Below are 23,725 nucleotides of genomic sequence, written 5' to 3'. Positions count from 1 at the left end.
AAACCAACGAAAGGAACGGCCATGGCCGAGGCCTGGACCTGCGCGTTCGGCGCAGAGAATGCGCTCATGGAGGCGCGGCTCGAGGGCAATGCTCAGGTGGCTGAACTGCCCCTGATCAATCTGCAAAACGATCAGGGGGCGCCTTCGACCGCCTGGCGCGTGCCGGGAAAGGAAGCCTATCTCATCGCGCATCTGCCCCGGCCTATCCTGTGCCGGGGCTTTTCATTTCACCGCACCAATCTCACGGCGGGAGCGCAATATTCCCTTGTTGCCCGCAACGGGGCGGGTGTCGTTTACGCCTCGGGCGGGCAGCAGACGCAAACCGTCTCGGGCCAGTTCCTCGTTGTGTTTCCGAACGACCAGACAATCACGCAGCTCGATATCTCGATCAGCGATCAGGGCAATCCTGACAGCTTCCTGTCTTTCCCGCTCGCCTATCTCGGGCCGCTCTGGCAGCCCGAGCGCAATATGAGCTGGCAGGGCAATGAGAGTCAGCAGGCCACCATCGACGAGGCCACCAGCCTCTCGGGGGTGGAATATCCGACCCTGCGCTATCGCCAGCGCGCGATCGCGATCGATCACCAGTCTCTGGGCATCGCCGAGCTGCCGAAGATCCGCAGCATCGAGAACACGGCCGCGACCGGGCGAAACATCCTTTTCGTGCCCGATCTTTCTGCCCCCGATCGCAACAGCGCGATGATCTTCGGTCGCCTGACACCGGGTGACATTACCTGCCCGGCAGGCGCTGCCGATCGGCGGGCCACGACCATGACCGTCAAGGAGCGTCTCTGATGCCAAAATTCGCCCCGTTCGTGCTCGAGCGGTCCAACAACCCCGGCACAGGCCCCTTTGCCCTGAGCGGGGCGCCATCTGGTCGACGCGGCTGGAGCGGCACCTTTGCCGATGGTGACGTGTATTATTTCGCCGATGACGGCACCCAGGCCGAATGGGGCATCGGTCGCCTGACGCATGGCCAGCCCGCCACGATCTCGCGCGATCAGGTGCTGGGCAACACGTTCGACCGGCAGGACCGGCTCAACTTCACCGGGCTGGTCTATGTCTATTCCGACATTCCCGTGGAGGCCATCACGCCGCCCGTCACGCAGGGGCGCATATCGGTTCCCGCTGTTGAACTGAACGATCAGCGACGGGATTTTTTCAGTCAGGATATCCGGGCCAGCGGCATCACGCTGAAGGCTGAATTTGCCGGAATAATCCAGCTCAAGAACTGGGGCGACGTCAAAGAGACCGACTGGGGGTTCCTGCAAATCATCTGCAGTCTGTATCGCCTGAATTCGGACGGTTCGTCCTCGCTCTACACGGCGGAACAAAGGCGCCTCCGCGTCGACCGCAATGGCCCTATGCCGATCACGGTCAACGCTCTGGCCGTCAATCTCGCGCAGGGCGAAACGGTCAGGGCGGTGATCACGATCGCGACGCTCGACAGGAGCCGTCCGAATTTCACTTTCATCCCGCTCCTCTCCGATGCCGCCCTCACATGGCTTTCAGTCTGAACGAACAGGAGGAGAACACCATGCGTATGCAGGAATTCTGCCTCGGAAGCGCGCTCGTCCTGTGGGCCTGCCTGCTTCTGGCACTACCGCAGACGGATGTGACATGGCCGGGCATAGGGCAGCTTCTCGCCATTCTGCCCCGCGCCGACGATCCAACGCTGGTCTATGCCCTGCTCGCCTGGCTGACGGGCGGTGCGCAGATCGTGGGGGCGGTGTGCAATCATCCCGCCCTGCGTCGCGCTTCGGCGATCGCGGCTTTCACGGCCTGGGCGTTCATCGCTTTCGGACTGATCGCCCCGAGCGCGCTTGTGCCTGCGATCGCGGCCTATGGCGCGCTTGCCCTGCTCAATATCCGGGCAGCGTTGGGGAGAATGGGCAATGCCTGAGAACCTTACCCCGCAGCCCTGGTGGGTTGCGGTTCTCGGGGGCCTGCTTTTCACCATCCGGTGGCTGATAGGCTTTGGGGCATCGAGCGCGAAAGCCACCATCGAGTCACAGCGTCAGGATTTGGACCGGCTGAACGCCCGCGTGGACAGGCTGGAAGAACGCGAGGAGGAGTATCTCGCGCTGATCGAGGAATTACGGGAACAGAATGCGATGTTGCGGGAGAGATTGGGATATTAAGAGCTCTTAACTGGAAGGATAGGCAGAACTGTAGGACGACACGGAATGTCCACTATGATGGCGGGATATCGAGAGCGTTGCCGTTTCCCGGGTTAGCGAGACTGCTAGTAACCTCCAGAAGAATTTCTCCTCTATTTGCAGCAGTATTCTCTAGCCGGAGCAAAGAACGCAAACAACATCGACAGATTGATAAATCTATAGACAATCGTGGCAAGATTTGCATTTCGACAAGGTTGCGGTCATCATTACGGCGATCCGAATTAGAGTCACGTGAGCGTATCTTGTTAGACCAGACATTTTCCGCAGAGAATCTTCGAAAATTATCCGAGAAAGAGAAGCGTCGAGGACGAGTTCGCGATCTCGATTTCTTTGAGTCTGTGAGAATGAAAACTGAAGACCTAAAACAAGCTATACGGGAGACAAAAGAATTTAGACGCTTACATCCCGGAAAATACTCAGACGAGGAACAAGCCGAGTTCAATCACATTAAAGATCGGCGCGAAGAGAAGCGGCGCGAGCGTGATGATATGCTGCTCCAAGAGCTCAGAAATATTTCCAAAAAGATCAGCAAGAAAGATTTTGAAGTTCCTTTCAGCCAGAAAGACGGGCCTGGAGGAAAAAAAGTCTATGTCATTGATCAAGGAGCTCCTGAACAATTTTACGCAGTCAAAAAGCTGGAATCCAATCTCGCCTCTCTTTACCGGTTGAAGCCAGCGAATAGAAACGAGGTGATGAATCAGCTAATTAGTATAGTATCAGACGGATTTGACTATCACGTTCTAAGAACTGACATTTCAAAATTCTTCGAGAGCATTCCTCATGAGAGAATACTTAATAAGTTGAAGGAAGATCAACTCCTTAGTCAGAAATCTCTTAGACTTATCGCGGGAATTTTGTTCAGATATGCAAGATTTGCAAACACGCCAGGCATTGGTTTACCAAGAGGCCTCGGCATAAGTTCCTACTTATCGGAACTTTACATGAGAGATTTCGATCGACGTGTAAAGATGTTTGATGATGTTGTCTTTTACGCTAGGTATGTTGACGATATCATTGTTCTTTTTGCACCAATTCCTGGATCCGATGTTAGATTAAAGCGTTCCGCAATTCGCGGTTACTTGAGCGATATCTCGCTAACAATGAACGAGAGCGAGCAAAAAACAAGAGAATCGCCTTTTGATACCCGAGGAATTCCCGTTGCGAAGCGGTCGTGGAACTTTGAGTACCTCGGTTATGACATAAATTTCCGCTCAGGTTTGACGGTCTCGATGAGCCGAAAGAGACTTGATAGGTACAAGAACCGGATAGCAGCCTGCTTTCTTCGATATGAAAGTCAGAGATCGAAAAACCAAAAGAAAGCATACCGGCTCATAATCAAACGAGTCCGCTTTCTAACAAGTAATACGCAGCTTTCTCACAACAAGAGCAATGCGTATGTAGGAATTTATTATAATAATATGCACTTAACTAGTGATAAGGATTTGAGGGCTCTAGACGCAATTCTGACTGCAAAATCAAGCGCTCTTTCCAGTCCATCTTTAAACGCGAAGTTGTCAACATATTCCTTTATGCGGGGGTTTAATGAGAGAACATTTCGACGTTTTCACAAGAAAGACGAGTTCAGAGAAATTGTAGAGGCGTGGAAATATGAAAAGTAACTTTAGGAAGATGAAGTTGTCACCTAAGGCGCGCTATCAGCGGCCAGTGGCGACTGATATCTTACCCTTCGAGGTGCCTCCTTCATTTTCCAACTCTGGCTTTTTCGCGTTCCTGACACAGCTGCAAGTCACGATCGGTTGCTGGGAGCAAAAAAAGACTGTGCGCTGGGTTGCGTCCGACGACAGGTTTGACGATGCATTCAGGATAATATTTAGACTTGCAGACAAAACCAATAAAAATTTCCGAACTATTGAACAGGCTCATAATGGCAAAAATCTGCTCATCCGAGAGTGGAAAATTTGTTTGAACTGGACAATACCATTCAATTTTCGAATATCCCATAAAGAGGCTGAATTTCGTCAACTTTCAGTAATACACCCACAAGCTCAGATGTTCATAGCTGAGTTCTACCATCTACATGCGTCAGAGATACTCTATCACTGCTCCAAAAGCAGCTTCTCTATCAGATTTCCATCATCCGTAGCGAGGTCTGTCAGGTACAAAGATCGACTATTCAAAGAGAATATTGGAGATCCTGATGACTCCATAGAGGAAGCCGGAAAGGAATACGAGGGGTCCGGATCATACTTCATTTACAGTAAGTATAGCAATATATTCAAGTTTTACGAAAATTATGCATATTTAAACGCAGAACGGAAATTTGGACGTCTGTATAAACTGGATATATCTAGCTGTTTTGACAGTATATATACTCACTCCATTGAGTGGGCTACACTTGGGAAGGAGATTGCTAAGGAGAAACTTGGTAATACTTCCTCCACTTTTGGAAGTAGATTTGATAAGCTCATTCAAGAACTAAATAGAGGAGAAACCAGCGGCATTGTAATAGGACCTGAATTTTCGAGAGTGTTTGCTGAAATAATACTGCAAGATATTGATCGAAAGTTAGAGGAAATATTGATTGTAGAGCACGGACTTGCAAACAAAGTTGACTATGAATTATTCAGATATGTTGATGATTATTTCGTTTTTTGTGATAGCGATGAGGTCGCTGGTTACGTGAGGCGTCATTTGTCGGGGTTGCTAAAGCTTGTTAAGCTTACTTTGAGTTCCGAGAAGTCGGAGCTTTACGAAAGGCCTATAATTACTCCGCTCACAGTGGCTAAAAATAAAATTAGCAACTGCCTCGCCGAGAGGATTGTGACAGATACAAAGAAAAGAGGCAATCCAGATGGAGGGGATGACGTCGATTACTTCAATGTAAAAGTGCAAGCTCGTAGCTTGATCGTGGACTACAAAACCGCGCTCAAGGAAAGCGGCGTTAAATACAAAGATGTATTAAACTATACACTAGCTGCGATCGAGAGAAAGGTGAATATCATCTTTCGGAAGTTCAAATCGAATCATGATGACCACAAGGATTATTCAGAGCTAGTATCGGCCATGCTGGGAATTCTGGAATTTTCCACGTTTGTCTACGCAGCTCAACCGCGAATCAATTTCGCAGTCAGATTGACGAGAATTATTTCAACAGTAATTGATAAGTTACATGAGGTTAACGCTGGTCGAGACTTAAAAGATCGCCTTTTTAAATTCATTTTCGATACTATTAATAGACACGTCAAACATACTCCCCATGATCGCTTCCACGAGGTCGAAACTCTTTATTTACTTCTTGCCCTCAACAAACTGGGTCGCGGTTACAGAATTCCTGAACAAAACATAGCGACCTTCGTTGGATTGGAAATCAGCGATGCGGGGGATTATTCATTTAAGAAATACATGAGCTACTTTTCTATTTCTGTTTGCCTACTCTACATAAGGAATCAATCTAGATACGGAAAGCTTCGTAATTACTTGGAAGTCGAAATCAGAAAAAAGTTTGAAGATCGGAAACACTACCTGCATCAAGATGCGGAACTCGTCATCGCAGCGCTCGATCTTCAGTCTTGTCCTTACGTTTCTCAAGGACTCAAAGAGTATATCGCTAGCCTCTACGGGATTGAAACCACGCGACACCCGTTGCTGCAGCGCGCGACTCCGTACTGGTTCACCAACTGGAGGAACTTTGATCTTTCGAGGGAGCTTGACAAGAAGCGCGCTCGCGAGGTTTATTAAGATTAGAGCGGCATCCAAGCTAAATTGCCATACGCGGAACTCTCTGAGGGAAACGTAGTTGCGGCATACACACAAGCTCCATGTCCTGCATGCCTATAGACGTCATCAGGATTTCGTCGGTGGTGGGGATGCGCCATCCGACACTTTTTCTGCGGAAATATAGCCGCCGAAGTCAAACTCTTCGATCTAGAGTCCGCAAATCAATTGCATCAGGCTTCATGTACGTAACTGTAAGCCAAGTTTTTAGTGCACCAACTGCCCCTTAGGCTTTAAATATGTCGTATTTGTAATGTGGGAGGCGGTGGAAAGCTTCAAGCGCCCAGCAGGAAGGCAAAAGCCAGCTATGATCCGAATTAAATTCGACCGCTAAGCCGCCCCACTCGGGCGGCTTTTTTCGTTCCGGAGATATCATTGACGACCAGTTCACTGGAAATTGCCCTAGCGTTTTTGCGCCGACGATATCGAGGGATTGCGCCTCGCGCCTTATTTGTGCCCTGCCGGATATTGGACGATCGGCATCGGTAATCGTGCGCTTGCTGATGGGTCGCCCGTCACGGCCAGCACGAAACCCATCACCGATGCCGAAGCGATAGCGCTTGCATGCCAGACCCTTACGGGGCTGCGCATAACCCTGCGGGCGGCGGTGCATGTGCCGCTCACCGCGTGGCAGGAAGCCGCGCTCCTGTCCTGGCAATTCAACATTGGCAGCGCGGCTATGCGCAATTCTACGCTTATCAATCTGCTTAACCGCAAGCTCTACACGACGGCGGGGCAGCAGCTCCTGCGATGGGACAAGGCGACGGCAAATGGCGGCCTGGTGCCCCTGCCTGGCTTACAGCGGCGCAGGCGGCTTGAACTCGCCATCTATTCCGGTCGGCCCGTTGCGGGCGTGCCATTCATGGCGTGACCGGCCCGACATATCCTCTCACATAAGAAGGAAATTATCGCCATGACACTGGATTGGCAGAGCCTTTACGCGGCCCTACTCCCGTTCATACCGGCCGAGATCGCAAGCGATCTAACCCTGATTGGGACGTTTCTCGTTGCACTATGCGCTATCGTTGCGCGGTTCTGGCCCCGACCTGCTCTCGGGTCGAAATGGCTCGCGCTTTACGGGCTGGTCAATCTCATCGCCATGAACAGCAGACACGCCGCAAATGCGGATGACAGCCTAAAAGATTCTTAGGCTTCGTTCTGCCCAGATCTCAACCCAAGGACAATCAACCTCCGGGCCGCCTCTGCTCTATTCGGTAGATCCGGCTGAGCACGCCGCCAGTGATCGATCTCATCCCCAAGATCAGCGGGTAGGCGGAGTTCAAATCGTGTCGGCTTTCGTTCCATGGTCCTCCAGATACGATAGCTACGGTTTGTACGTCAATTACGTTGACGCATAATCCTCAGATACGGTAGATACGTATCAGCCGGAAGAAAAGGTGGTGCTTTCCTTCCGGCCTAACCTCCAGCAGGGATAACACCCCATGCCACAGGCTGATGCCTTTCCTAGCACATCTCGACGTGCTGTTCTCTCCCAACTTGCCGTTCTGCCTCTTGTCGGCTCACTCGGCGCCCTCATGCCAGATGCGCGCGCGTCCGGCGGGGCCGATGCCATGCTGCTGGCCCGCATCACGCAGGCCATAGAAACGCATCGCGTCATGAATGACCGCGCTCATGAGTTCACCGATGATGAATGCCTTGCCCTCTCCGATACCTTCGACGATCAGCTTGACGCGCTGGCCGACATGCAGGCCGTCACGCCCGAGGGGCTGAGTGCCAAGGCGCGCCTTATCCGGCTTTATCTGCCCCCGTATTTTCACGCGTTCGAGGTCGATCAGCGCAGTCCGGAAATCCGTCTCCTGTCCAGTTTCATCGAAGACGCCACCCTTTTCGCACAAAGGAACGCCGCATGAACGAGATGCTTATCCCCCTCAGCTTTGAGGGCAGGGAAATCCGCGTGGTGACGATCGGCGGCGAGCCGTTCTTTGTCGGCAGGGATGTGGCCGAGCGGCTGGGCTACGCCGACCCAACCAACGCGATGAAACAGCATTGCAAGGGGGTGGCGAAACACCACCCCCTTTCGACACCGGGCGGGACACAGGATGTCCGCGTTCTGTCGGAGCCCGACGTGCTGCGGCTGATCGTGCGCAGCAAGCGCCCCGAGGCCGAACGCTTCGAGCGCTGGGTGTTCGAGGAAGTCCTGCCCGCCATACGCAAGACCGGCGGCTACATGACAGCCACCCCGGAGGAAACACCCGAGGCCCTCGCCGCCCGCGCTCTGGCCGTGTTGCAGGCCACGGTAGCCCGGCAGAAAGCCGCCCTGGCGGAAACCTTGCCCAAGGCGGAGGTGTATGACCGGCTGGTGAATGCCGAGGGCAGTCTGTGCATCACCGCCGCCGCCAAGAATCTGCATATGCGCCCCAAGGCCCTGTTCGACTGGCTGGCGCATAATGGTTGGATCTACCGCCGCCCCGGCGCCGATCACTGGCTGGGCTATCAGGCCCACACCTCCAACGGCGATCTGGACCATAAGATCACCACCGTCACCCGCCCCGACGGTTCGGAAAAGGTGACAGAACAGGTGCGCATCACCGCGAAGGGCCTCGCCAAACTCGAAAAGCTGATGCCGGAGCGGCTGCATAGCGTGGCGTGAGGGGTGTGGCCCGCGCCGCGATTGACCTTACCGCGGGACAACATCTTCGATGCAGTGGACGTTAAGACGTGTGGCCAAGCGTCTCAGCTCGGGATCAAGCTTCCCGGAGATCACCAGAACTGCTCTCGTATCGGGCTCCCTGCCCTCCGCAATCGCTTGGGCTCGCAGAACTGCTGTGTATTTGACGCACTGGAATATTCCGCGTGTGAGGTCAGCCCGATCCGAGGTCGCCGGCTTGACCTCGACCGCCACACGCTCTTCATCATTTTGAAAATAGACATCCAGCTGTCTCCGGAGGGCAGACGTTTTTCTGTCAGCCCTTCACCGCCTCGTACCCTCGTCCCGACAATACCTGGATTGCGCGCCACATGCATTTTCAGGCGCCGGTGTTCCTCGCCCTCACCGCCTCCACGCCGTTGAGAGGCCTCATAGACGAGGTCGTTAAAATTTTCCTTGAGTGGCTTGAGGTGCAGAGCCTCGAGAACCTTGCCCCATCGGGGATACGACCAGACCAAGTGGAACTGATCGTCCAAGGCTTCCCTCCGCTTTGCGGGTGTCATCCCGCTCCAGTCGTCTTCCGACATGAACCAGCCATAACCCAACCCTGGAGTCCGATCACGCTGGTTGATAACCAAGCACTGGATCGGGGGTATGGACTCGCCCCATTCATCGCCTAGCTCGATGAGTGTCTTGCCGATAGATCCCAGAGGACGATTGAGATGTCTGGCACTGGACATATTGAGCTCTTTGGCCAGAAAGGCATAGAAGATCGGAGCTCTGGCCCGCGCTTGGCGCACCAGTATGGGCAAGGCTCCTCGAGCATTTTTCTGGTAATTTTTGTCGCCAAAGAAGTTCTGTACAACCTCTGCTGTTGCGTCTGCCATAAAAGTTACTCACCCCTCGAGTTAACAGCTAACTTCCACCCAATAAGCCTAACGGGGGATGATGTCAGCGCAACTTCAGACCCTCTTGGTCTACACCATAGATTCTCACGGATCTCGTTTATCGGACGTCCACTGTCCCTCTAACAACACCCGTAGAGGCTCCTTCCAGAAGCTACAAAATAGCTATTTCGATGACCTGTTCCGGGTGCAGCCTCTCAGGCCTCTTCATGACGCATTCCCAAACTTCAAGCACCCGCCAGCCCTGCCCGGTCAGCTGTTCGCGACTACGCGCATCACGCATGCGATTGCCTTGCATCTTCCGGCTGCTATCTCCGGCATGTTGTTCAGCCTGCGGGCAGCGTATATTCCTCGAATACTTTGCGATCGATCATATATTGCCAGCGCTTGTTCCTGTTGAATGAGCCACTGTCTTTTCCATCAGTTGAGTGGTAGCCGACCAGATCTCTGAGCTCAACAGAGCGATACAGAAGTTCATGTGGCTGCCTGCTTCTGAATGATTCGTCGAAAAAATGTTCCGGTCTCGTCTCGATGGAGTTCAGTATCAGGTAGACGTATCCGATCTGAAGTTTGCGACAGACCTCAAGCGTGAGGGCGTGTCCCCGGTCAAGACCAAAAGCCGCTTGCTTGATCAATTCGGGAGAAATATCCCGTATGGCAGGAATTTCGGGCAGTCTGCCGAATTGAGCGGGTTCCTGGAAGCGGTAGTATCCTCTGGCTGGATATTTGCGTTTGAACTCGAATACCCGCAGTCCGCGTCTCTCATTATAAGCAATCGCGTCAATGTCCTTTATTAATCTGATGAGCCCGGTCTCCATCAGGACATTGAGTATGGTTCTTGATTGCCATGCATGACGGATATCAGCTTCTGACATCCTGCTGAAAAAATCACCATGGACTTTCCGGTTATCCTTGAGCGCTGGTCTGCCTTTTTACCGCTGGTAAGTGTCTTTGATAACAGAATGTTGTTTGCCGTGTTCACGCAGTTCCTGAACCAGCCCGGGGAATCTCCAAGAGCAGAAAAGCGCTGATCAGCAAAATGAAACTGCACGATCTCCCACCTTCCACGTTGCAGGTGCTCCATGAATTTTTTGTCTGCATCCTGCAGGGGGGCGGTGCATTCCCGCAGCGCAATATCATAACCATCGTGGCGACCCATCAGCCAACCTGTCGAGAAGGATCCCCCGGGATCCTTACCCGCCAGATAGGTAAAGATTTTTCGTTCGAAAAAACATTTCCATAAGAAGACCGGCGATCCGCTTGGGTTCATCCATGCGAAACAGTTCCGTTATGGGATCCGCTGAGTCACTCTCGGGCATTGCTCTTTCATCACCTCCGGTCAGAACACAGGAGGCTATGTGATGATGACATTATGTAACACTAAATTACCGGCAAGAGTTGTGCCTGCCCTTGTCCGGACCGGTTACCTTTTCGGGCTCCTGGGTGTTCAACAGGAACCGCACAAGGTCCAAAAACTCTGGCCGCTGGTGATCCATCGCTGTACGTCGTCCGTAAGCATGTCTGACTTCAGCCGACCTGGTCCTTTCATGGCGCATTCCCACACTTCCAGCACGCGCCAGCCCTGCCCTATCAGTTGCTCGCGATTGCGCGCGTCACGCGCGCGATTGCCCTCAATTTTCTCGCACCAGAACTCCTGCCGGGTAGATGGCATGCGAAAGAGCGAGCAGTCGTGGCCGTGCCAGAAGCATCCCTGGACAAGAATGACGGCTTTCCATTTCGGCAACACAATGTCCGGACGCCCCGGCAGGGCGCGATCGTGAAGCCGGTAGCGGAATCCCCGCGCATGCAGGGCCTTGCGTAGCACGATCTCCGGCTTCGTGTTCTTACCACGGATGCCTGACATCATCCGGCTGCGAACCTCCGGCGTGACGATATCAGCCAACTGGCACCTCAACACTGGCCGATGACAGTTCCTGGCGACGTGCAGGATCCTCGGGGGTCTGCATGACCGTGCGTATATGGGGCGCCATTGCCTGCGCCAGATATTCCACTACCGGCACGACCACCGCATTGCCGAACTGCCTGTAGGCCTGGGTGTCAGACACACCAATGCGGAAGGGTCGTTCTTCCCGCTCGAACCCCATCAGACGGGCGCATTCCTGTGGTGTCAGGCGTCGCGGACGCTTGCCGTCCTGCCGGATCAGGATCTCTGATCCATCCTTGTGGTAACGGGCAGAGAGTGTTCTGGCGACGTCCTCCGGACCGCAGAGACCGAAGCCGAAACCGTTTCCTTTGGCTTCATGCTTGGCGCGGTAATTCTGCAGGTAGGTCCAGAGATGCTCGGTCAGGGTGTATTTGGCCGGTACCAGCCCATTGGGCTCAAGGATATCGCCCAGACGCGGGCCATTCTCCGCAGCCGGGAGTTCGAGCGCATCGAGATCGAAATCCGTTTTCTCGCGAAAGCCCACAATGAAAATCCGCTCACGCTTCTGGGGCACCCATGGGGCCGAGCTGATCACGCGGCTCTGCACGTGATATCCGAGCTTGTCCCGCAAGGTGGCCATGATGACCGCAAATGTCCGGCCCTTGTCATGGCTGCGCAGGTTCTTCACGTTTTCCAGGAGGAAGGCAGCGGGCCGGTGATGCGCGATGATCCGTGCCGTATCGAAAAAGAGCGTGCCCTGCATGTTGCACAGAAAGCCATGGGGACGACCAAGAGCATTCTTTTTCGAAACGCCGGCCAGAGAGAATGGTTGGCAGGGAAACCCGGCCAGCAGTACATCATGTTCCGGCACCAGTTCCGGTTTCTCCGAGAACGGTCTGATATCCCCGCTGATCTCATGATTGTCAGGGTAGTTCAGGGCATAGGTCTCACGCGAGAACCGGTCCCATTCGGACGTGAAGACGCAGCGACCGCCAATCCCCTCAAACCCGATGCGCAGCCCCCCGATGCCTGCGAACAGGTCGATAAAGCGGAAACCGGGCTGAACGGCACGCTGACTGCGACGGCGCTCCGTCACCAGGGTTTCGAGCAGACGCATGACCGGCGGAGATACCTTTTGCCGACCCTTCTCGTAGCGGTTGGCTGTGCTTTCGCTGATCCTGAGTTTGCCGGCGGCTTCCTTCAGGGTAAGCCCGGCCTGCTCTCTCATGAGCGAGAAACTGGTGCGTGCATCGGGAAAAAGCGACATTCGGCCCTCTGGGAATATTTTGGGCATTTGTACATTTTTTCTCCCAGATGACAATGCCCTGTTCGTGACTTGTTCCTGTTTTCCCCAGACTCGACGGCCGGAACCGGTCAGATTAGGCTGGGATGATTGAGCCGGCTTGTCCGGGCATCATTCAGATCAGGCAGGGATTATGAAGCGCGGGCGGCTGGCAGATGAGTTTGTTGGCGTTGTATCTAAGGTAATCAGCGCGGTTGAGGCCTCGCCGGCGAAGTCCCATCAGCACGAATTCAACGGTTCGCTGGCCCTGCGCGCGCTGTTCGGCGATGATGATCGATCGGATTTTCCCGCGCGCTTCATCTGGCTCAACGAAGACGAACAGCCGGTAACTGTCGACGGATCACTAAGCTGGTATGACTCCCGGCGTGCGCATAAAACCCGTACCGAGTACCGCCTGTATTACAGGGAAAATGAGGTCACTCTCCTGATGTCCCCGGGAGACCTCTTCTATCTTGCCTTGCGCCCCGATGGATCTGCGCTGGTGATCATCACGGCTGCGGAAGGCACGGTAAGAAACCAGCTTGACTGGCTGTTCGGCATAGACGGAAGCAGCTCTAAAAAAGGCTTCGTCTTTACGGATGTCGGGAAAACAAACAATCCGGAGCTCGGTTTTGCCGCGCGGTATATCCTTGATGAGCTGGGGCTCGAACAGGCAGAGCCCGAAGCAGATTATCTGGACTGCCTGATTGATCCATTCGGTCTGGTTTTCCCGAAGACGCAGGTCTTTTCGACACTCGCCCGGCAGTCACTCCCGGAGATCTCCCCTCTTGATGATCCCGATCTGGCTCTCATTTCCTGGATGGAACGCGAGGAACAGCTGTTCCGCCGTCTCGAGCGCAGGATCGTTGCGAGCCGGATTGCGGGCGGCTTCATTCAGGAGGACGGGCCAGATGTGGAGGGATTTCTGGGCTTTTCCCTGAGCGTGCAGAACAGACGCAAGGCTCGCGCAGGGATGGCTCTGGAAAACCATCTGGAGGCTATCTTCACCGCATGCAGCATCAGCCACGAACGCGGGGCGAAAACCGAAAACCGCAACCGGCCGGATTTCCTGTTTCCCGGCACGACACAGTATGCAAACCCGCAGTTCCCAGAATCCCGGCTCACCATGCTTGGCGCCAAATCGACGCTGAAAGACAGATGGCGTCAGGTGCTCTCCGAGGCAGTCCGTATTCCGGGGAAACATCTGCTCACCCTCGAGCCAGGAATATCGGAAAACCAGACCGGCGAAATGCAGGCAAAAAACCTGCAGCTCGTTCTGCCGCAAAGCCTGCACACAACATTCAAGCCAGCACAGCAGCACTGGCTCATGAACCTGAAAGAATTCATCGCTCTGGTCAGGGAAAGACAGGAAGAAACCCTCCTCTGAAAGAGGGCCACATGTATCCAGTGTTTTACAAATTGCCGCTAACCCATTGATTTCCGGAACTGGATTTGTACTGTTTTACGGCGTAACCTATTGAAAAGTCCCAACTGCTGTATTCCCCTATGGGACGCCATTTGATTTTCCTCACTTTTTTGGAAAATCCCTCCGAAAAATCCGGTTATTTGCACCATTTTTGCACCATCCCGAGGAACGTCATATCCTCCGATGCATGGCAGGCGATGCGATTCCTGATGACAGGCCGGGCATGAGCGCCCGCATTGACCCGGCTACGGGTAAACCTCTCCCCAAGGGCGTGACTTATCGCGGCCCGAAGCAGTACATGACCCGCAAAGTCGTGGACGGTCGCCGGGTTCAGAAGACCTTCAGCACTGCCGCCCTCGCCCGCCGATGGCTAACCGAGACGACTGCCAAGGCGGAACTCGGCCAGTTTCAGGACACCCGGCCTCTCGACAACACCACGATTTCCGACCTCGTGACCCGGTATGCCTCGGAGTGCATGGCCGACCGGGAAGCCGACCGCACCGGGCACATTCCGGCCATCCTGCGGGATTCCGACCTTCCCGGCGTCCGGCTCTCCAAGTTCTCTCGGGCTGATGTCCGGGGGTTCCGGGACCGCATGACAAAGGCCGGGTATGCGCCGGGGACAGTCGCCAAGCGCCTGAACCTGCTGGCTGCCGTGATTCAGCACGCGATTTCCGAATGGGATATCAGCATCGTCAACCATGCGTCCGGGCGGGTCGTGAAGAGGCCCGCGGGCGCGGACAAGAAGCGCAACCGGCGGCTGACAGATGGTGCAAATGGTGCAGACGGCCCCGAGCCGGGAGAGTATGACCGCCTGATTGAGGCCGTGACCAGCGAGACGCACCCGGATGACGTCTGGCTCGTCAGGTTCGCCATTGAGCAAGGCACCCGACGCGGCGAAGCTATCTTGTTGAGATGGCAGGATGTCGATTTCGAACGGCGGACCGTTCATCTAGGCGGCGATGACGGCAGGACCAAGGGTCGGGACCATCAAGAAGAACGCGGGCTTGAAGTCCGCCCCCTGACGCCGGGTGCCCTGCGTCTCCTCCGTGAGAAACTTCTGACGTATCAGAAGCCGCCAAAAGCTGACGCCCCGGTGTTCAATGTGGGAAACGGAAACACATTCGGAATCCGGGTTGTCCGCCGGGCGAAAAAGGCCGGACTTGCAGACCTGACGTTCCATGACCTGCGGCATGAGGCCACAAGCCGTCTTGCCCGCCTTTTGCCCAATCCGCTCGACCTCAAGCGGGTGACAGGTCACAAAGACCTGAAAAGTCTGGACCGCTATTATCAGCCCGTACCCGAGACCATCAGTCGGCAGATTGAGGAAGCGGAGAAGCTGGCGGGCATCATTGCCGGTGATGACGATGACGCCTGAAAGCCCGCAGAACCGCCGCTTGCCTGCCGTGCTGGACAGCAAACAGGCTGCGGAATATCTCGGTGTATCATACGGCAGGTTCCGGAACCTGCTCTGGCTTGGCCTCGGTCCCCGGTCATTCAGCTACGGCAAGCGAGACAGGCGGTTTCGGGTGACTGACTTGATGATTTCATCAATCAGAAGGTCGCGGCGAACAATCCAGAGTTGGCCCCGCCTCCCGGGAAAAGACCACGGGGAAGGCCGCGCAAAGGGCTTGCACTGGCCTTCGAAACGGCGATTGTCCTGCTTGTCGCCTCGGCGGTTCTGGGATTTCTGCTCTGGTGGCTGGGGCACTAAGCCCCGGCTCTCCCCATCAGGCCAACCCGGCGCAGGTATGACGCCACGGTTGACGGCTCCCGTCCTACCGCCTCCGCGATTTCCCGGTAGTCAAAGTCCGCCCGGTACCAGTCTACAATTTCTCTCTGCTCGGCATGCGTGAGACGGCGGCGCGGTTGGCGCTTACGGTCCCTGACGATAAATGCCGTCACCGTATGACCACCAACGGTCGGCTCTGGCTCAATCTCAACCCGGACGGCTGCGGTCGTCTGGCTCGCCAGAAAACCCCGGCGCAATTCCGTCCTGATGGCCGTAGTCGTCAGGCCAGAAGCCGCCCATTCCTCAAGTGCAGTCTCCATCCGGGGGTGACTGAACTCTGTAAATGTCATGCCAGCCGCGCCGGGGTGGCAGTGGATTACCTGTGCCGTGTAACCGTTATCAATCACTGTTCTGTTCTCCGCTCGTTGAATACAGATATACGATAGGTCTTCACAGACGCACCGGCAAGTTATCTAAAAGCATAAAGCAGTCAGTAACATTACAAATCAGAATGGAATCAATTCTATATTTATTAATAACATCATAAATGGTCATATCTATTTATAAATGAGGTCATGAATTCATGAACACGAAAAAGGGAGCGCTCATAAATGAACGCCCCCTTCCTGAACCAGATTTAATCCTCGTAATGTTGTCAGGTCACTCCGGGACGACAGAAAGCCCGGTCTTTTGCGCCTGCTTGGCCTTCGGACCTGCCTTGAGCCGGGCCACTTCCAGAGCATCGGCCTGCCTCCGCTGCTTACGCTGCCAATCCTGAGCCGCTGCCCTGATGGCAGAGAAATCCCCGGTTTTCAGCGCTTCCAGCGTGCCCGCGTCCCGGCTGTCCAGTGCAAGGTCAATCAAGTTTGCATCCCTGAGCGCACGCTCTGCTTTCTGATAATCTGGCGACCGGGCCTGACGCTCTGATTCAGTCGTCAGTTCCTTCCGCTCGGCTTCGGCATTCTTGCGGGCCTGCACCAATGCTGCATGGCGGCCTTCTTTCAGGCGGTCGGCCTCGGCCTTTAGAGCCTGTGCCAGCTTCTCTGCGTCCTCTGCGGCATTCCGGGTGCCCGGTGACAGGAAAGAGGCGTTATTCCGTGCGGTCTTGGCCTCTCTCGTTGCCTTGGATGCGGCTTTCTCTGCTGCCCTGATGGCGCCGTCAATGGCGGCCTGCCGGGGTTCAAGAAGGACGGTCAGTGCGGGAACGTCGAGCCGTGCGGCCTCATGAGCATAGCGTTCCCGGATTTCCGCAAGCGTCTGCCTGATTACCTGCTCGCCAGACTGTTCAGCCGGTGCCGGGCGAAGTGGAACAGAGCGGCTATCCCGAACAGCGTCAGCACCATCACCGGCAGTCCGCTGCGGTCGAACGTCTGCCATGTCCCGGCGAGCATTGCCGCCGTCTGGGTCGGGTGCAGGGTCAGAGACAACAGGACTTACAGGCTCATCATGACCGGGAACACGAGCCTCGTGATTCTCCTGATTTTTCGCATTGTTTGCCTCCTTCTTTGCTGCCCTGCGAGCTTTCCATTTCGCAACGGCGTGGTCTCTGGCGTCGGGAGCACCGACATCAGGATGATAGTGCGGGAAGGTCTGAGAAAGCCGCTTTTCTAGCTGCTCGTTCGTCAGTTTTTTCAGCCTGTCGGACACCCTTGCCAGTTCCGGGCGCGTGCGCATGTCCGCCGCGTCAAGGTCGCCCGCTGGGTCGGCTGGGTCCGTGATGAACACCTGTCGGCATTCCACGTGCGGCAGGTCGGCAAGTTCACGGCCTGTCGCTTCCTCCCACGCCTCCACGGCGTCGCCTACCTGCCGGGTCCACTCCCGGTCCGCCTCCTGCATGGCATGGTCGAGGTCTTCACCACCGGACGGGTCGTTTTCGAAGGCCGCTGGATTCACCTGCTCCCCCTATGAACGACGGGAAGACTGACATGATATCCGCCGCCGACATGCCAGCGTAAGCATCCCGGTTTGCCTGCAACCACTCCACGGACACAACGTTGCCTGTTCCCAAAACCACGGCAGCAATCCGGACGGTCGGCGGCGGTGAATCTTGCGCAAGTTTCAGTAGGTCTTCCGTCGTGATTTCCTCTGCCTGCTCCCGAGCCTCGACCGCCGCCAGTTTCTCGGCCTCCCATGCCTCGCCATAGTCGATATGGTCAGGGCCAACGGGCACGAAATCAGGGTCAGCATCCGGGTCGTAACCGTCATCCGTATCCGCTGGCGCTTCTGGCTGCGGTTCGTCCAGGGCGACAGCCCTAGACGGACTTTCCGGCACTATCTCGTTCGCCGGGGCTTCAATGGGCCTGATGGCGTTCGTGTTCTCGTGTGCTGCCTGCCGCTCGGCAAGGGCAGCGTCAAGCCGCTCCTGTGCCGCCCGTGAGAGTTTCCAATCGTGAGAAACCGGGGGTTCCAGCAGGCTCAGGGCAATGGCGACTTCATCGCGGTAAGCCGGGGTTCCGGTAAGCTGGACGTTAGACCAGCCGTGCAAAACTGCGGCCTGCGCCAGTTGTGCCGCCGTCTCCGGGGATGGGTCACGGGGGCTGACAATCCGGTCCCCGAAATCCTCAAAAACGTCGCCCGTGTGCAGTTCAATCGTGGCAACGCCCCGGTTGCGGTCAATTCGGATTTTCGAAATGGCAGCGACCTGCTCAGGCGTCAGGCTGCTTTCAGAAATCTTGTAGTGACCAGCCAGAAGACGGGCGCGGAACCGGCTCTCACGGTCCCAGCCGTCACTTTCCGGCATGTCGTCCGGGTCGTCTTGCGGTGCAGGCGGGGCGTCACTGTCAACGATTTCCGGCGTCGGCTCTGGTGCCCTGCGGATAGTGTTTGCCTCGTCGTCCGGACGCTCGAATCTCCATCCACGTTCATCGTTCCGCCTGCCCTGAACGTAATCGACATAATCGCTCAGGCTGAACACGTCTGCGCTGTTCCTGCCGTCTGTGACCTGCCTGCCTTTCCACTTGTTATATGATTTCCTTGCGGCCGCTTTCAGATTGTCCGGCAATGCTGCGTATCCGTCCGCGCCTGCCATCCATCCCGTCTTGATTTTCTTCGCCATCGTGTGCGCTCCATCCAGTGAAGTCCGCTGACGGGCCTCCTCTGCAATGAGCGCTTCAAGGCGCACAATCTCGGCAGACAGCCCGTCAACGGCTCTCTGTGAGTGTCGCGCCTGCCGACGCAAGGCACGGTGATTATCGAGAGAAATAATGCCGGGCGCGGGTGTCTCGGGATGGCGCTTCGTGGCCTCGATTTCCGCACGCGCTCCCGGTCTTCCGGCTTCTTGAAATCGAAATCATCCAGCACTGCCTCCCGGCCCGCCGCTGCTCTCTGAGCAACACCCCGGCTGACGTTAAAAAGCCGCTGGATTTCCGTGATGGATTTGCCCTCGACTTTCATCTGGCGCGCGTGCTCACGCTGGCGGCTGGTCAGTGTTGGTCGGCGACCACCACCGACGCCCTGACGCCCGGTCTGCTTGCGCTTCTCGCGTGCGTCTTCCAGCCCTGCCGCTCGGCCCTGAGTTCAGTTTCCAGTTCCGCCACGGCGAGAAGTGCCGAGAACAGGAACCGGCCTTCGGTTGTCCGAGTGTCCACGCCGCCGGTTATCGTCGTGATGTGCGCGTCGTAGTCAGCCCGAAGCCTCGCGGCAATCTGGGCACATTCAAGGAACGACCGACCCAGACGGTCCACTTTCCAGCACGTCACCGTGTCGCCCGGCTGGATTGCGGACAGGAGCGCATTCAGGCCGGGCCGGTCCACAATGCGACCGGTCGATTTATCCTGAAAAATCCTGTCTTTCGGGATTCCTGCTGCGCGCAGGGCTTTCACCTGCGGCGCGATATTCTGGCGAGGCGTGGAGACGCGGGCGTATCCATAAACAGCCATCAGGCGACCTCCCGGAGAACGCGAAGGGAAGCGCCAATCCGGTCAATAGCCTGCCGGGCTTCATCACCGGCGCATTCATCGAAATCACACGCGACGTGATGGATGTCCGGGATGACAAGGATATCCCCCGGTTCCATCTGGCTGACCATGTTTGCCAGATGCGTCTCGCTCTCAATGTCGGTGGGTACGTCGTCGTCCGCAACAAAGGTGATGATGTCACAACCCTCGCGGCTCATCTCCTGATGAAGTTTCCATGCGCCTGCGCCCGCCATGCCGCGAACGTATCCGTAAATAGCCATATTGCCCCCTGAAGTTACGGTACAGAAAACGATACGCCAGACGACAATTTCCCTCTGACTTGATATCATTATACCAAATTCTATAGAAATTGGTACGATTGCATCAATTAAGCCCCGATATTTATTTCGGGTCTTCATTGATTTTATTGTTGAAAATTGCGTCTCTAGTTGTTCTCGCACTTATCCACACCCTGCGGGTCTGGATGCGCTCGAAGGGATGGCCGGGGTCTGCCTGCGGCCTCGCCCAGCCATCAGGCGCTTATTACTTTTCCTCTTTCACAAGTTTCAGAAAGTTGGCTAGGCAACCTTCAAATTCCCTAAAGGCAGAAGAGGATGAACGGTAATGGGAGCATACATATTGAAATCTACTAAGAGATGCGCCCACCGCTTTTAGCACCTCATCTGAATCGCTAGGCGCAATCCTCTCTAGCGTCGAGACATCAAGACCAGCAGCAGGAACGTTATGCTCACTAGAGAACCTGTCCAGAAGATTTACGAATGTGGGGAAGAATTCATGCGCTGTCTTTATCCTTTGAAGTCGAGGGGAATTCACCTGTTCAAACGTGAGAACGGTATTGTGTAGGATGTAGTCGTATGCTGCATCTACAGCAGCCTTGAGTAAGGCCATTCTGCTCATCAGTGTAAGATTTTCTTGCTCACTCATTGATTGCCTCCAAAATATGTTTCCTACTCTTAGCACGAGGATATGGCAGCCAGTCGCCTGGCTGATTTCGGAACTTCGTCGGAACGTGCCTGACCTGACCGCCTCGGACCTGTAGTCGCTTTGAGGCGGCGTATTCGCCTCAAATGTGGGCGAGTGCATCATGAGGGGCTTTCGCCTGCTCACGGGCTTCCCCGGCCTCTTGAGCGGCAATCCGGGACGTATATTCAGCTTTCTGGTCCTCGATTGCCTGCCTCCATGCCGCTTCTTCATCGTCAGGCGCGGACTGCGGGGCTGGCTCCGGTGCGGGCTTCGGTGGACGTGGAGTCAGGGTCAGACGTGCGGACCGGGCGGCCTTGGCGGGTGCTGGCGGATTCAGCGTGTCGGCAAGAAGGCGGGCGGCCTGTGCCTGCCAGTCTCCCACCATTTCCGGCGGTATTCCGCCATTGTCGCCGTCCTGTGGGGTACCCAGACCACGGATGCGGCGGACAGATGACAGAAACCTGTGAGTGTTCCTCGCGCTCTCAATGACCTCCTTCATGCACAACCTGACTGCGGTTGATGTCATCGGGCGGTTTCTGATGGCGCTAGTGACGCCGGGCAGATATCCCATGGCTGTGTTCAGGACCTCGGCGACACGATGGGTGTTGTTCTCCATCAGGTGGATGACGGCAGAGGGAAGGATGACATCAGGTTTTACGGAGATACCATAAGACGGTGTAGACGTGCGAGGGTCGCCAGCCATTCGGCCAGTGCCTGCCATGTGTCCTCATTCTGGCGGCGCAGGACCACCGCAAGGCCATCATCGGCAAGATACCGGGCGCGGCGAATATCTTCCGACAGGTCACATGCTACCAGTGCGCCGGGATTCAGGTCCACGGCGTCCGGATGCGCGATGACAACATTTGTTCGCACCTCGAAACCATCTGAACGGTGATTCACGAGTGCGCGGGCATGAGGCTGATAGTCGCCAGTCCGCGCACCTCTGGTGCCCTTGGCGACTAGTTCGATGCCCTGCCCGATGAATTTTGACCTCAAGCCGCCCCGGTTCAGGTCAGCGCGAAACCTGCGGAAATCCCCGCGTGGATTATAGAAATCACTCCCGACTGTCTGCCGGTGGTATTCAGCCAGAGCGTCCGGGTCCAATTCGTCCGGCTCGCCTTCTTCCGTCTTCGTTTTTCCTGATGCGTACCATGCGGCCCACTCCGCGTCCTCGTCGTCATACTGGTCGAGTTCAGGGACGTAGATAGTGAAGCCACGGTCAAGGAAATGACGCTTTAGACGCTCCCGGACGAACTGCCAGTCTTCAACCGAAAGCCCGGCCCGGTTGATATCAATGCCTACATGGTAGTGACGTTTCACAATCCAGCCGTTGTCCGCAAAAACGTCATGCGTTCCGACATAGAGCGGAAGAACAATGCCGCGCAGGATTCTGATTCTGTGTTCTGCGTCGTACAATGCCGCCGCCATGGCGCTGTAGACGCGCTGGCCGTCTTATCGCAAATCACAGACATCATGCACGCCTGATGGGTGCGTCCAGTGTCCCACCGCTGTCAGCCTGACCATGATGTGTTTGTGATTTCTGCGCTCTGCCCGGCGCTCGGTCATGAACGTTTTGAATTCCTTGCGCCAAAACGTTGCGTCCGTGTTCCTGACGGTCTGGAACAACCGGGAGCGCCTGAGCAATGCCGCCGCCGGGATGCGTGATGGGTGCATCGTAACGGATGCGATATCATGCAGGCTTGCCGGATTTCCGAACAAGTCGAGGTTTGTGGCCCGAAGAATCTTTGCGGCAAGCCCTACGTCCTGACGCAGCACCTCGTCCCTGCCTGCCACGTCATCGGCGTCGGGCGCGGGGAGACGGAGCCGTTCCCGGTCCTCCACGTCTTCCCAAAACTGCCGCCTGTCGCCAACCATAAAAAACACCCACCGCCTGCGCGATGAGTGTTGAAAACCGGGCCAGAGGCGGGATAACTTAACTCATCGCGTGTCGTTGCGAACCAAGCCCGTTTCTCTGGTCACTGTCCTTGCCGGGACTATCAGAGAGCGGGCTTTTCTATATTGAACAGTTTCAGGGTGGCGGATTTCAACGTTCCCGTGCTGTTCCGCTGCTTTTTCCATGATTTCCGGGGTAGCAGGTCAGCCAGGGCGATTAGCCCTAGCCTGACCGGGCCAGCATTAGGCCCGCACCCGGTAGTCCCGGCCCATGCTCTCCGGGATGCCGCATCTGAAATGCGGGCGGATTTGCACAGCCTTCCCGCTTTTGTAGTGCCTCCAATGTCCCCTTACGGCATGTGGTCGGGCCTGTTCCCGGCGACTTGTGGCCATCCGGCGGCGCTCGTCCCATGCCGGAACCTTGTCGAGGTTCCAAATGATTGGGCGGCATGGCAGGTCAAGCGGACGGCCCATCCGGCGGCGCTTCTTGTTAGTCTCTCGGGTGCGGCGCTCCTCGGCATGGTCAACGGGTGCAAGTTCAGCAGGGGTGCCGGGCTCGGCTAGAGTGGCGGCGGCTACTGCAATGTGAAAAACTATATTCAGCACCCCCGACCTCTCCTCTGGGAGCGCCTTGACAGTCATTCCGTCAGGCTTAATCCAGCCGGTAGCATTCCCATACAGGCGTGTTCTGGTGCAGCCCCAGAGACTCACCTCAATTCCGTCCACTACAGACCTTATGCTTCCACCACTTAAGCTATTCTCCCCTGCGTACTCAATCCACACCTCGTCCGCGTCCATGTTGCCCCAAAACTGCGCGCACCCCACTAATTATCTCATCATGCGTGACCTTGTGCGCAGTACCTATGACCATTCTGTTGATTGTTGTTTCGGCAATCTGGATTCTTGGTATTGTGTCGAACCGTGGGATTCTGCACCCAAACTTCTGCCTGAATGATTCCCCGTTTTGGTAAATCACTTCTGCAAGCGTCTCCATCGGTCAGCCCTCCGCCTGCTGCTGGCGCTGGGCCTGCTCAACCTTCGTCGGGCGACCACGGCGACGGGAGACGCGGGCAAACCCAGACGCCGCGGCCATGTCGTCAAGCCACTTGTCGAGGTCAGCGGGGCGGTACATGACCTTGCGCCCGATGCGGATGTGGACAGGTGCAGGCGGCAAGACGCCGATGGACGCACGACGACGCGGG

The 23,725-nt window shown here is 55.9% G+C and carries 27 protein-coding genes; 13 read left to right on the top strand and 14 right to left on the bottom strand.

The window, feature by feature from the left end:
* Positions 1 to 21 precede the first annotated feature (21 nt).
* The 10 genes from JCM25414_RS14835 to JCM25414_RS14790 all read left to right on the top strand — a co-directional run bounded on the left by JCM25414_RS14835 (position 22) and on the right by JCM25414_RS14790 (position 8,523).
* Entirely contained in the window at positions 22 to 792 is a 771-nt protein-coding gene (locus tag JCM25414_RS14835; RefSeq protein WP_025842152.1) for a hypothetical protein, read from the top strand.
* Positions 792 to 1,514, top strand: a complete 723-nt coding sequence (locus tag JCM25414_RS22040) for a hypothetical protein (RefSeq protein WP_025842151.1) — start codon at positions 792 to 794, stop codon at positions 1,512 to 1,514. Before JCM25414_RS14835 ends, JCM25414_RS22040 begins: the two co-directional genes overlap by 1 nt.
* Positions 1,515 to 1,534: 20 nt before the next feature.
* Positions 1,535 to 1,900, top strand: a complete 366-nt coding sequence (locus tag JCM25414_RS14825; protein WP_148301134.1) for a hypothetical protein — start codon at positions 1,535 to 1,537, stop codon at positions 1,898 to 1,900.
* Positions 1,893 to 2,138 carry a hypothetical protein gene (locus tag JCM25414_RS14820; protein ID WP_025842149.1) on the top strand — a complete coding sequence of 82 codons (246 nt, stop codon included), beginning with the start codon at positions 1,893 to 1,895 and terminating at the stop codon, positions 2,136 to 2,138. Before JCM25414_RS14825 ends, JCM25414_RS14820 begins: the two co-directional genes overlap by 8 nt.
* A gap of 281 nt (positions 2,139 to 2,419) precedes the next feature.
* A complete protein-coding gene (drt3a, locus tag JCM25414_RS14815) occupies positions 2,420 to 3,796 on the top strand; it encodes an antiviral reverse transcriptase Drt3a (RefSeq protein ID WP_025842148.1) in 1,377 nt (458 codons plus the stop codon).
* Positions 3,786 to 5,876: an antiviral reverse transcriptase Drt3b gene (gene drt3b / locus JCM25414_RS14810; protein WP_051535926.1), complete on the top strand. Its 2,091-nt coding sequence runs from the start codon at positions 3,786 to 3,788 to the stop codon at positions 5,874 to 5,876. Before drt3a ends, drt3b begins: the two co-directional genes overlap by 11 nt.
* A gap of 469 nt (positions 5,877 to 6,345) precedes the next feature.
* On the top strand, positions 6,346 to 6,783 hold the full coding sequence (locus JCM25414_RS14805; protein ID WP_025842146.1) for a lysozyme: 438 nt from the start codon (positions 6,346 to 6,348) through the stop codon (positions 6,781 to 6,783).
* Between the two features lie 42 nt (positions 6,784 to 6,825).
* Positions 6,826 to 7,062 (top strand): hypothetical protein, encoded by a 237-nt coding sequence (locus tag JCM25414_RS20900; protein WP_025842145.1) that lies wholly within the window; start codon positions 6,826 to 6,828, stop codon positions 7,060 to 7,062.
* 292 nt (positions 7,063 to 7,354) lie between these two features.
* Positions 7,355 to 7,783 carry a hypothetical protein gene (locus JCM25414_RS14795; protein ID WP_025842144.1) on the top strand — a complete coding sequence of 143 codons (429 nt, stop codon included), beginning with the start codon at positions 7,355 to 7,357 and terminating at the stop codon, positions 7,781 to 7,783.
* Positions 7,780 to 8,523 carry a phage antirepressor KilAC domain-containing protein gene (locus JCM25414_RS14790; RefSeq protein ID WP_025842143.1) on the top strand — a complete coding sequence of 248 codons (744 nt, stop codon included), beginning with the start codon at positions 7,780 to 7,782 and terminating at the stop codon, positions 8,521 to 8,523. The genes JCM25414_RS14795 and JCM25414_RS14790 overlap by 4 nt, the downstream gene beginning before the upstream one ends.
* A 110-nt stretch (positions 8,524 to 8,633) precedes the next feature.
* Here the strand turns inward: JCM25414_RS14790 and JCM25414_RS20895 are convergent, their stop codons facing one another.
* The 5 genes from JCM25414_RS20895 to dcm all read right to left on the bottom strand — a co-directional run bounded on the left by JCM25414_RS20895 (position 8,634) and on the right by dcm (position 12,577).
* Positions 8,634 to 9,260 carry a hypothetical protein gene (locus JCM25414_RS20895; RefSeq protein WP_148301133.1) on the bottom strand — a complete coding sequence of 209 codons (627 nt, stop codon included), beginning with the start codon at positions 9,258 to 9,260 and terminating at the stop codon, positions 8,634 to 8,636.
* A 491-nt stretch (positions 9,261 to 9,751) separates the two neighbouring features.
* On the bottom strand, positions 9,752 to 10,243 hold the full coding sequence (locus JCM25414_RS14775) for a hypothetical protein (protein WP_025842142.1): 492 nt from the start codon (positions 10,241 to 10,243) through the stop codon (positions 9,752 to 9,754).
* A complete protein-coding gene (locus JCM25414_RS23145) occupies positions 10,243 to 10,695 on the bottom strand; it encodes a hypothetical protein (RefSeq protein WP_025842141.1) in 453 nt (150 codons plus the stop codon). Before JCM25414_RS23145 ends, JCM25414_RS14775 begins: the two co-directional genes overlap by 1 nt.
* 177 nt (positions 10,696 to 10,872) lie before the next feature.
* A complete protein-coding gene (locus JCM25414_RS14765; RefSeq protein ID WP_025842140.1) occupies positions 10,873 to 11,328 on the bottom strand; it encodes a very short patch repair endonuclease in 456 nt (151 codons plus the stop codon).
* Positions 11,321 to 12,577, bottom strand: coding sequence for a DNA (cytosine-5-)-methyltransferase (gene dcm / locus JCM25414_RS14760; RefSeq protein WP_025842139.1), 1,257 nt, complete (start codon positions 12,575 to 12,577; stop codon positions 11,321 to 11,323). The genes JCM25414_RS14765 and dcm overlap by 8 nt, the downstream gene beginning before the upstream one ends.
* A gap of 169 nt (positions 12,578 to 12,746) precedes the next feature.
* On the opposite strand from dcm, the gene JCM25414_RS14755 reads away from it, so the two are divergent.
* Positions 12,747 to 13,979 (top strand): type II restriction endonuclease, encoded by a 1,233-nt coding sequence (locus tag JCM25414_RS14755; RefSeq protein WP_025842138.1) that lies wholly within the window; start codon positions 12,747 to 12,749, stop codon positions 13,977 to 13,979.
* A 226-nt stretch (positions 13,980 to 14,205) separates the two neighbouring features.
* On the top strand, positions 14,206 to 15,396 hold the full coding sequence (locus tag JCM25414_RS14750) for a tyrosine-type recombinase/integrase (RefSeq protein ID WP_051535923.1): 1,191 nt from the start codon (positions 14,206 to 14,208) through the stop codon (positions 15,394 to 15,396).
* 332 nt (positions 15,397 to 15,728) lie between these two features.
* Here the strand turns inward: JCM25414_RS14750 and JCM25414_RS26850 are convergent, their stop codons facing one another.
* From JCM25414_RS26850 to JCM25414_RS14700, 8 genes are all read right to left on the bottom strand, one after another.
* A complete protein-coding gene (locus JCM25414_RS26850) occupies positions 15,729 to 16,070 on the bottom strand; it encodes a helix-turn-helix domain-containing protein (RefSeq protein WP_369346101.1) in 342 nt (113 codons plus the stop codon).
* A 340-nt stretch (positions 16,071 to 16,410) separates the two neighbouring features.
* A complete protein-coding gene (locus JCM25414_RS14735; RefSeq protein WP_148301131.1) occupies positions 16,411 to 17,643 on the bottom strand; it encodes a hypothetical protein in 1,233 nt (410 codons plus the stop codon).
* A complete protein-coding gene (locus JCM25414_RS14730) occupies positions 17,603 to 18,805 on the bottom strand; it encodes an LPD7 domain-containing protein (protein WP_148301130.1) in 1,203 nt (400 codons plus the stop codon). The genes JCM25414_RS14735 and JCM25414_RS14730 overlap by 41 nt, the downstream gene beginning before the upstream one ends.
* Before the next feature lie 367 nt (positions 18,806 to 19,172).
* Positions 19,173 to 19,628: a recombinase family protein gene (locus JCM25414_RS20885; protein ID WP_051535921.1), complete on the bottom strand. Its 456-nt coding sequence runs from the start codon at positions 19,626 to 19,628 to the stop codon at positions 19,173 to 19,175.
* Entirely contained in the window at positions 19,628 to 19,900 is a 273-nt protein-coding gene (locus tag JCM25414_RS23140; RefSeq protein ID WP_148301129.1) for a hypothetical protein, read from the bottom strand. The genes JCM25414_RS20885 and JCM25414_RS23140 overlap by 1 nt, the downstream gene beginning before the upstream one ends.
* Positions 19,901 to 20,730: 830 nt before the next feature.
* Positions 20,731 to 21,246, bottom strand: coding sequence for a hypothetical protein (locus JCM25414_RS14710; RefSeq protein ID WP_025842131.1), 516 nt, complete (start codon positions 21,244 to 21,246; stop codon positions 20,731 to 20,733).
* A 38-nt stretch (positions 21,247 to 21,284) separates the two neighbouring features.
* On the bottom strand, positions 21,285 to 22,058 hold the full coding sequence (locus tag JCM25414_RS14705) for a hypothetical protein (RefSeq protein ID WP_025842130.1): 774 nt from the start codon (positions 22,056 to 22,058) through the stop codon (positions 21,285 to 21,287).
* Positions 22,059 to 22,082: 24 nt separating this feature from the next.
* Positions 22,083 to 22,406, bottom strand: coding sequence for a hypothetical protein (locus tag JCM25414_RS14700; protein WP_148301127.1), 324 nt, complete (start codon positions 22,404 to 22,406; stop codon positions 22,083 to 22,085).
* Between the two features lie 459 nt (positions 22,407 to 22,865).
* Between JCM25414_RS14700 and JCM25414_RS23135 the strand changes: the two genes are divergently transcribed.
* Positions 22,866 to 23,087, top strand: coding sequence for a hypothetical protein (locus JCM25414_RS23135; RefSeq protein ID WP_148301126.1), 222 nt, complete (start codon positions 22,866 to 22,868; stop codon positions 23,085 to 23,087).
* Between the two features lie 433 nt (positions 23,088 to 23,520).
* Here JCM25414_RS23135 and JCM25414_RS23470 read toward each other — a convergent pair.
* Positions 23,521 to 23,725, bottom strand: a 205-nt coding sequence (locus tag JCM25414_RS23470; RefSeq protein ID WP_035443637.1) for a hypothetical protein, incomplete at its 5' end; no start/stop codon positions are given.

The sequence above is a fragment of the Asaia platycodi JCM 25414 genome (assembly GCF_000614545.1).
GTDB classification, from domain to species: domain Bacteria; phylum Pseudomonadota; class Alphaproteobacteria; order Acetobacterales; family Acetobacteraceae; genus Asaia; species Asaia platycodi.
Note: the sequence above shows the minus strand (reverse complement) of the source record. Positions and strands in the feature narration are given on the sequence as shown.

Bases quoted from the DNA above. Each gene is read 5' to 3' on its own strand.
- JCM25414_RS14705 (WP_025842130.1), bottom strand. From the start codon at position 22,058: ATGGCGGCGGCATTGTACGACGCAGAACACAGAATCAGAATCCTGCGC.
- JCM25414_RS14710 (WP_025842131.1), bottom strand. From the start codon at position 21,246: ATGGAGAACAACACCCATCGTGTCGCCGAGGTCCTGAACACAGCCATG.
- JCM25414_RS14825 (WP_148301134.1), top strand. From the start codon at position 1,535: ATGCGTATGCAGGAATTCTGCCTCGGAAGCGCGCTCGTCCTGTGGGCC.
- dcm (WP_025842139.1), bottom strand. From the start codon at position 12,577: ATGTCGCTTTTTCCCGATGCACGCACCAGTTTCTCGCTCATGAGAGAG.
- JCM25414_RS14775 (WP_025842142.1), bottom strand. From the start codon at position 10,243: ATGGAGACCGGGCTCATCAGATTAATAAAGGACATTGACGCGATTGCT.
- JCM25414_RS20900 (WP_025842145.1), top strand. From the start codon at position 6,826: ATGACACTGGATTGGCAGAGCCTTTACGCGGCCCTACTCCCGTTCATA.
- JCM25414_RS22040 (WP_025842151.1), top strand. From the start codon at position 792: ATGCCAAAATTCGCCCCGTTCGTGCTCGAGCGGTCCAACAACCCCGGC.
- JCM25414_RS14730 (WP_148301130.1), bottom strand. From the start codon at position 18,805: ATGGCGAAGAAAATCAAGACGGGATGGATGGCAGGCGCGGACGGATAC.
- JCM25414_RS23145 (WP_025842141.1), bottom strand. From the start codon at position 10,695: ATGAACCCAAGCGGATCGCCGGTCTTCTTATGGAAATGTTTTTTCGAA.
- JCM25414_RS14820 (WP_025842149.1), top strand. From the start codon at position 1,893: ATGCCTGAGAACCTTACCCCGCAGCCCTGGTGGGTTGCGGTTCTCGGG.
- JCM25414_RS20895 (WP_148301133.1), bottom strand. From the start codon at position 9,260: ATGTCCAGTGCCAGACATCTCAATCGTCCTCTGGGATCTATCGGCAAG.
- JCM25414_RS23140 (WP_148301129.1), bottom strand. From the start codon at position 19,900: ATGGCGGGCGCAGGCGCATGGAAACTTCATCAGGAGATGAGCCGCGAG.
- JCM25414_RS14755 (WP_025842138.1), top strand. From the start codon at position 12,747: ATGAAGCGCGGGCGGCTGGCAGATGAGTTTGTTGGCGTTGTATCTAAG.
- JCM25414_RS14750 (WP_051535923.1), top strand. From the start codon at position 14,206: ATGGCAGGCGATGCGATTCCTGATGACAGGCCGGGCATGAGCGCCCGC.
- JCM25414_RS14835 (WP_025842152.1), top strand. From the start codon at position 22: ATGGCCGAGGCCTGGACCTGCGCGTTCGGCGCAGAGAATGCGCTCATG.
- JCM25414_RS20885 (WP_051535921.1), bottom strand. From the start codon at position 19,628: ATGGCTGTTTATGGATACGCCCGCGTCTCCACGCCTCGCCAGAATATC.
- JCM25414_RS14790 (WP_025842143.1), top strand. From the start codon at position 7,780: ATGAACGAGATGCTTATCCCCCTCAGCTTTGAGGGCAGGGAAATCCGC.
- drt3b (WP_051535926.1), top strand. From the start codon at position 3,786: ATGAAAAGTAACTTTAGGAAGATGAAGTTGTCACCTAAGGCGCGCTAT.
- JCM25414_RS14795 (WP_025842144.1), top strand. From the start codon at position 7,355: ATGCCACAGGCTGATGCCTTTCCTAGCACATCTCGACGTGCTGTTCTC.
- JCM25414_RS23135 (WP_148301126.1), top strand. From the start codon at position 22,866: ATGTCCCCTTACGGCATGTGGTCGGGCCTGTTCCCGGCGACTTGTGGC.
- JCM25414_RS26850 (WP_369346101.1), bottom strand. From the start codon at position 16,070: ATGGAGACTGCACTTGAGGAATGGGCGGCTTCTGGCCTGACGACTACG.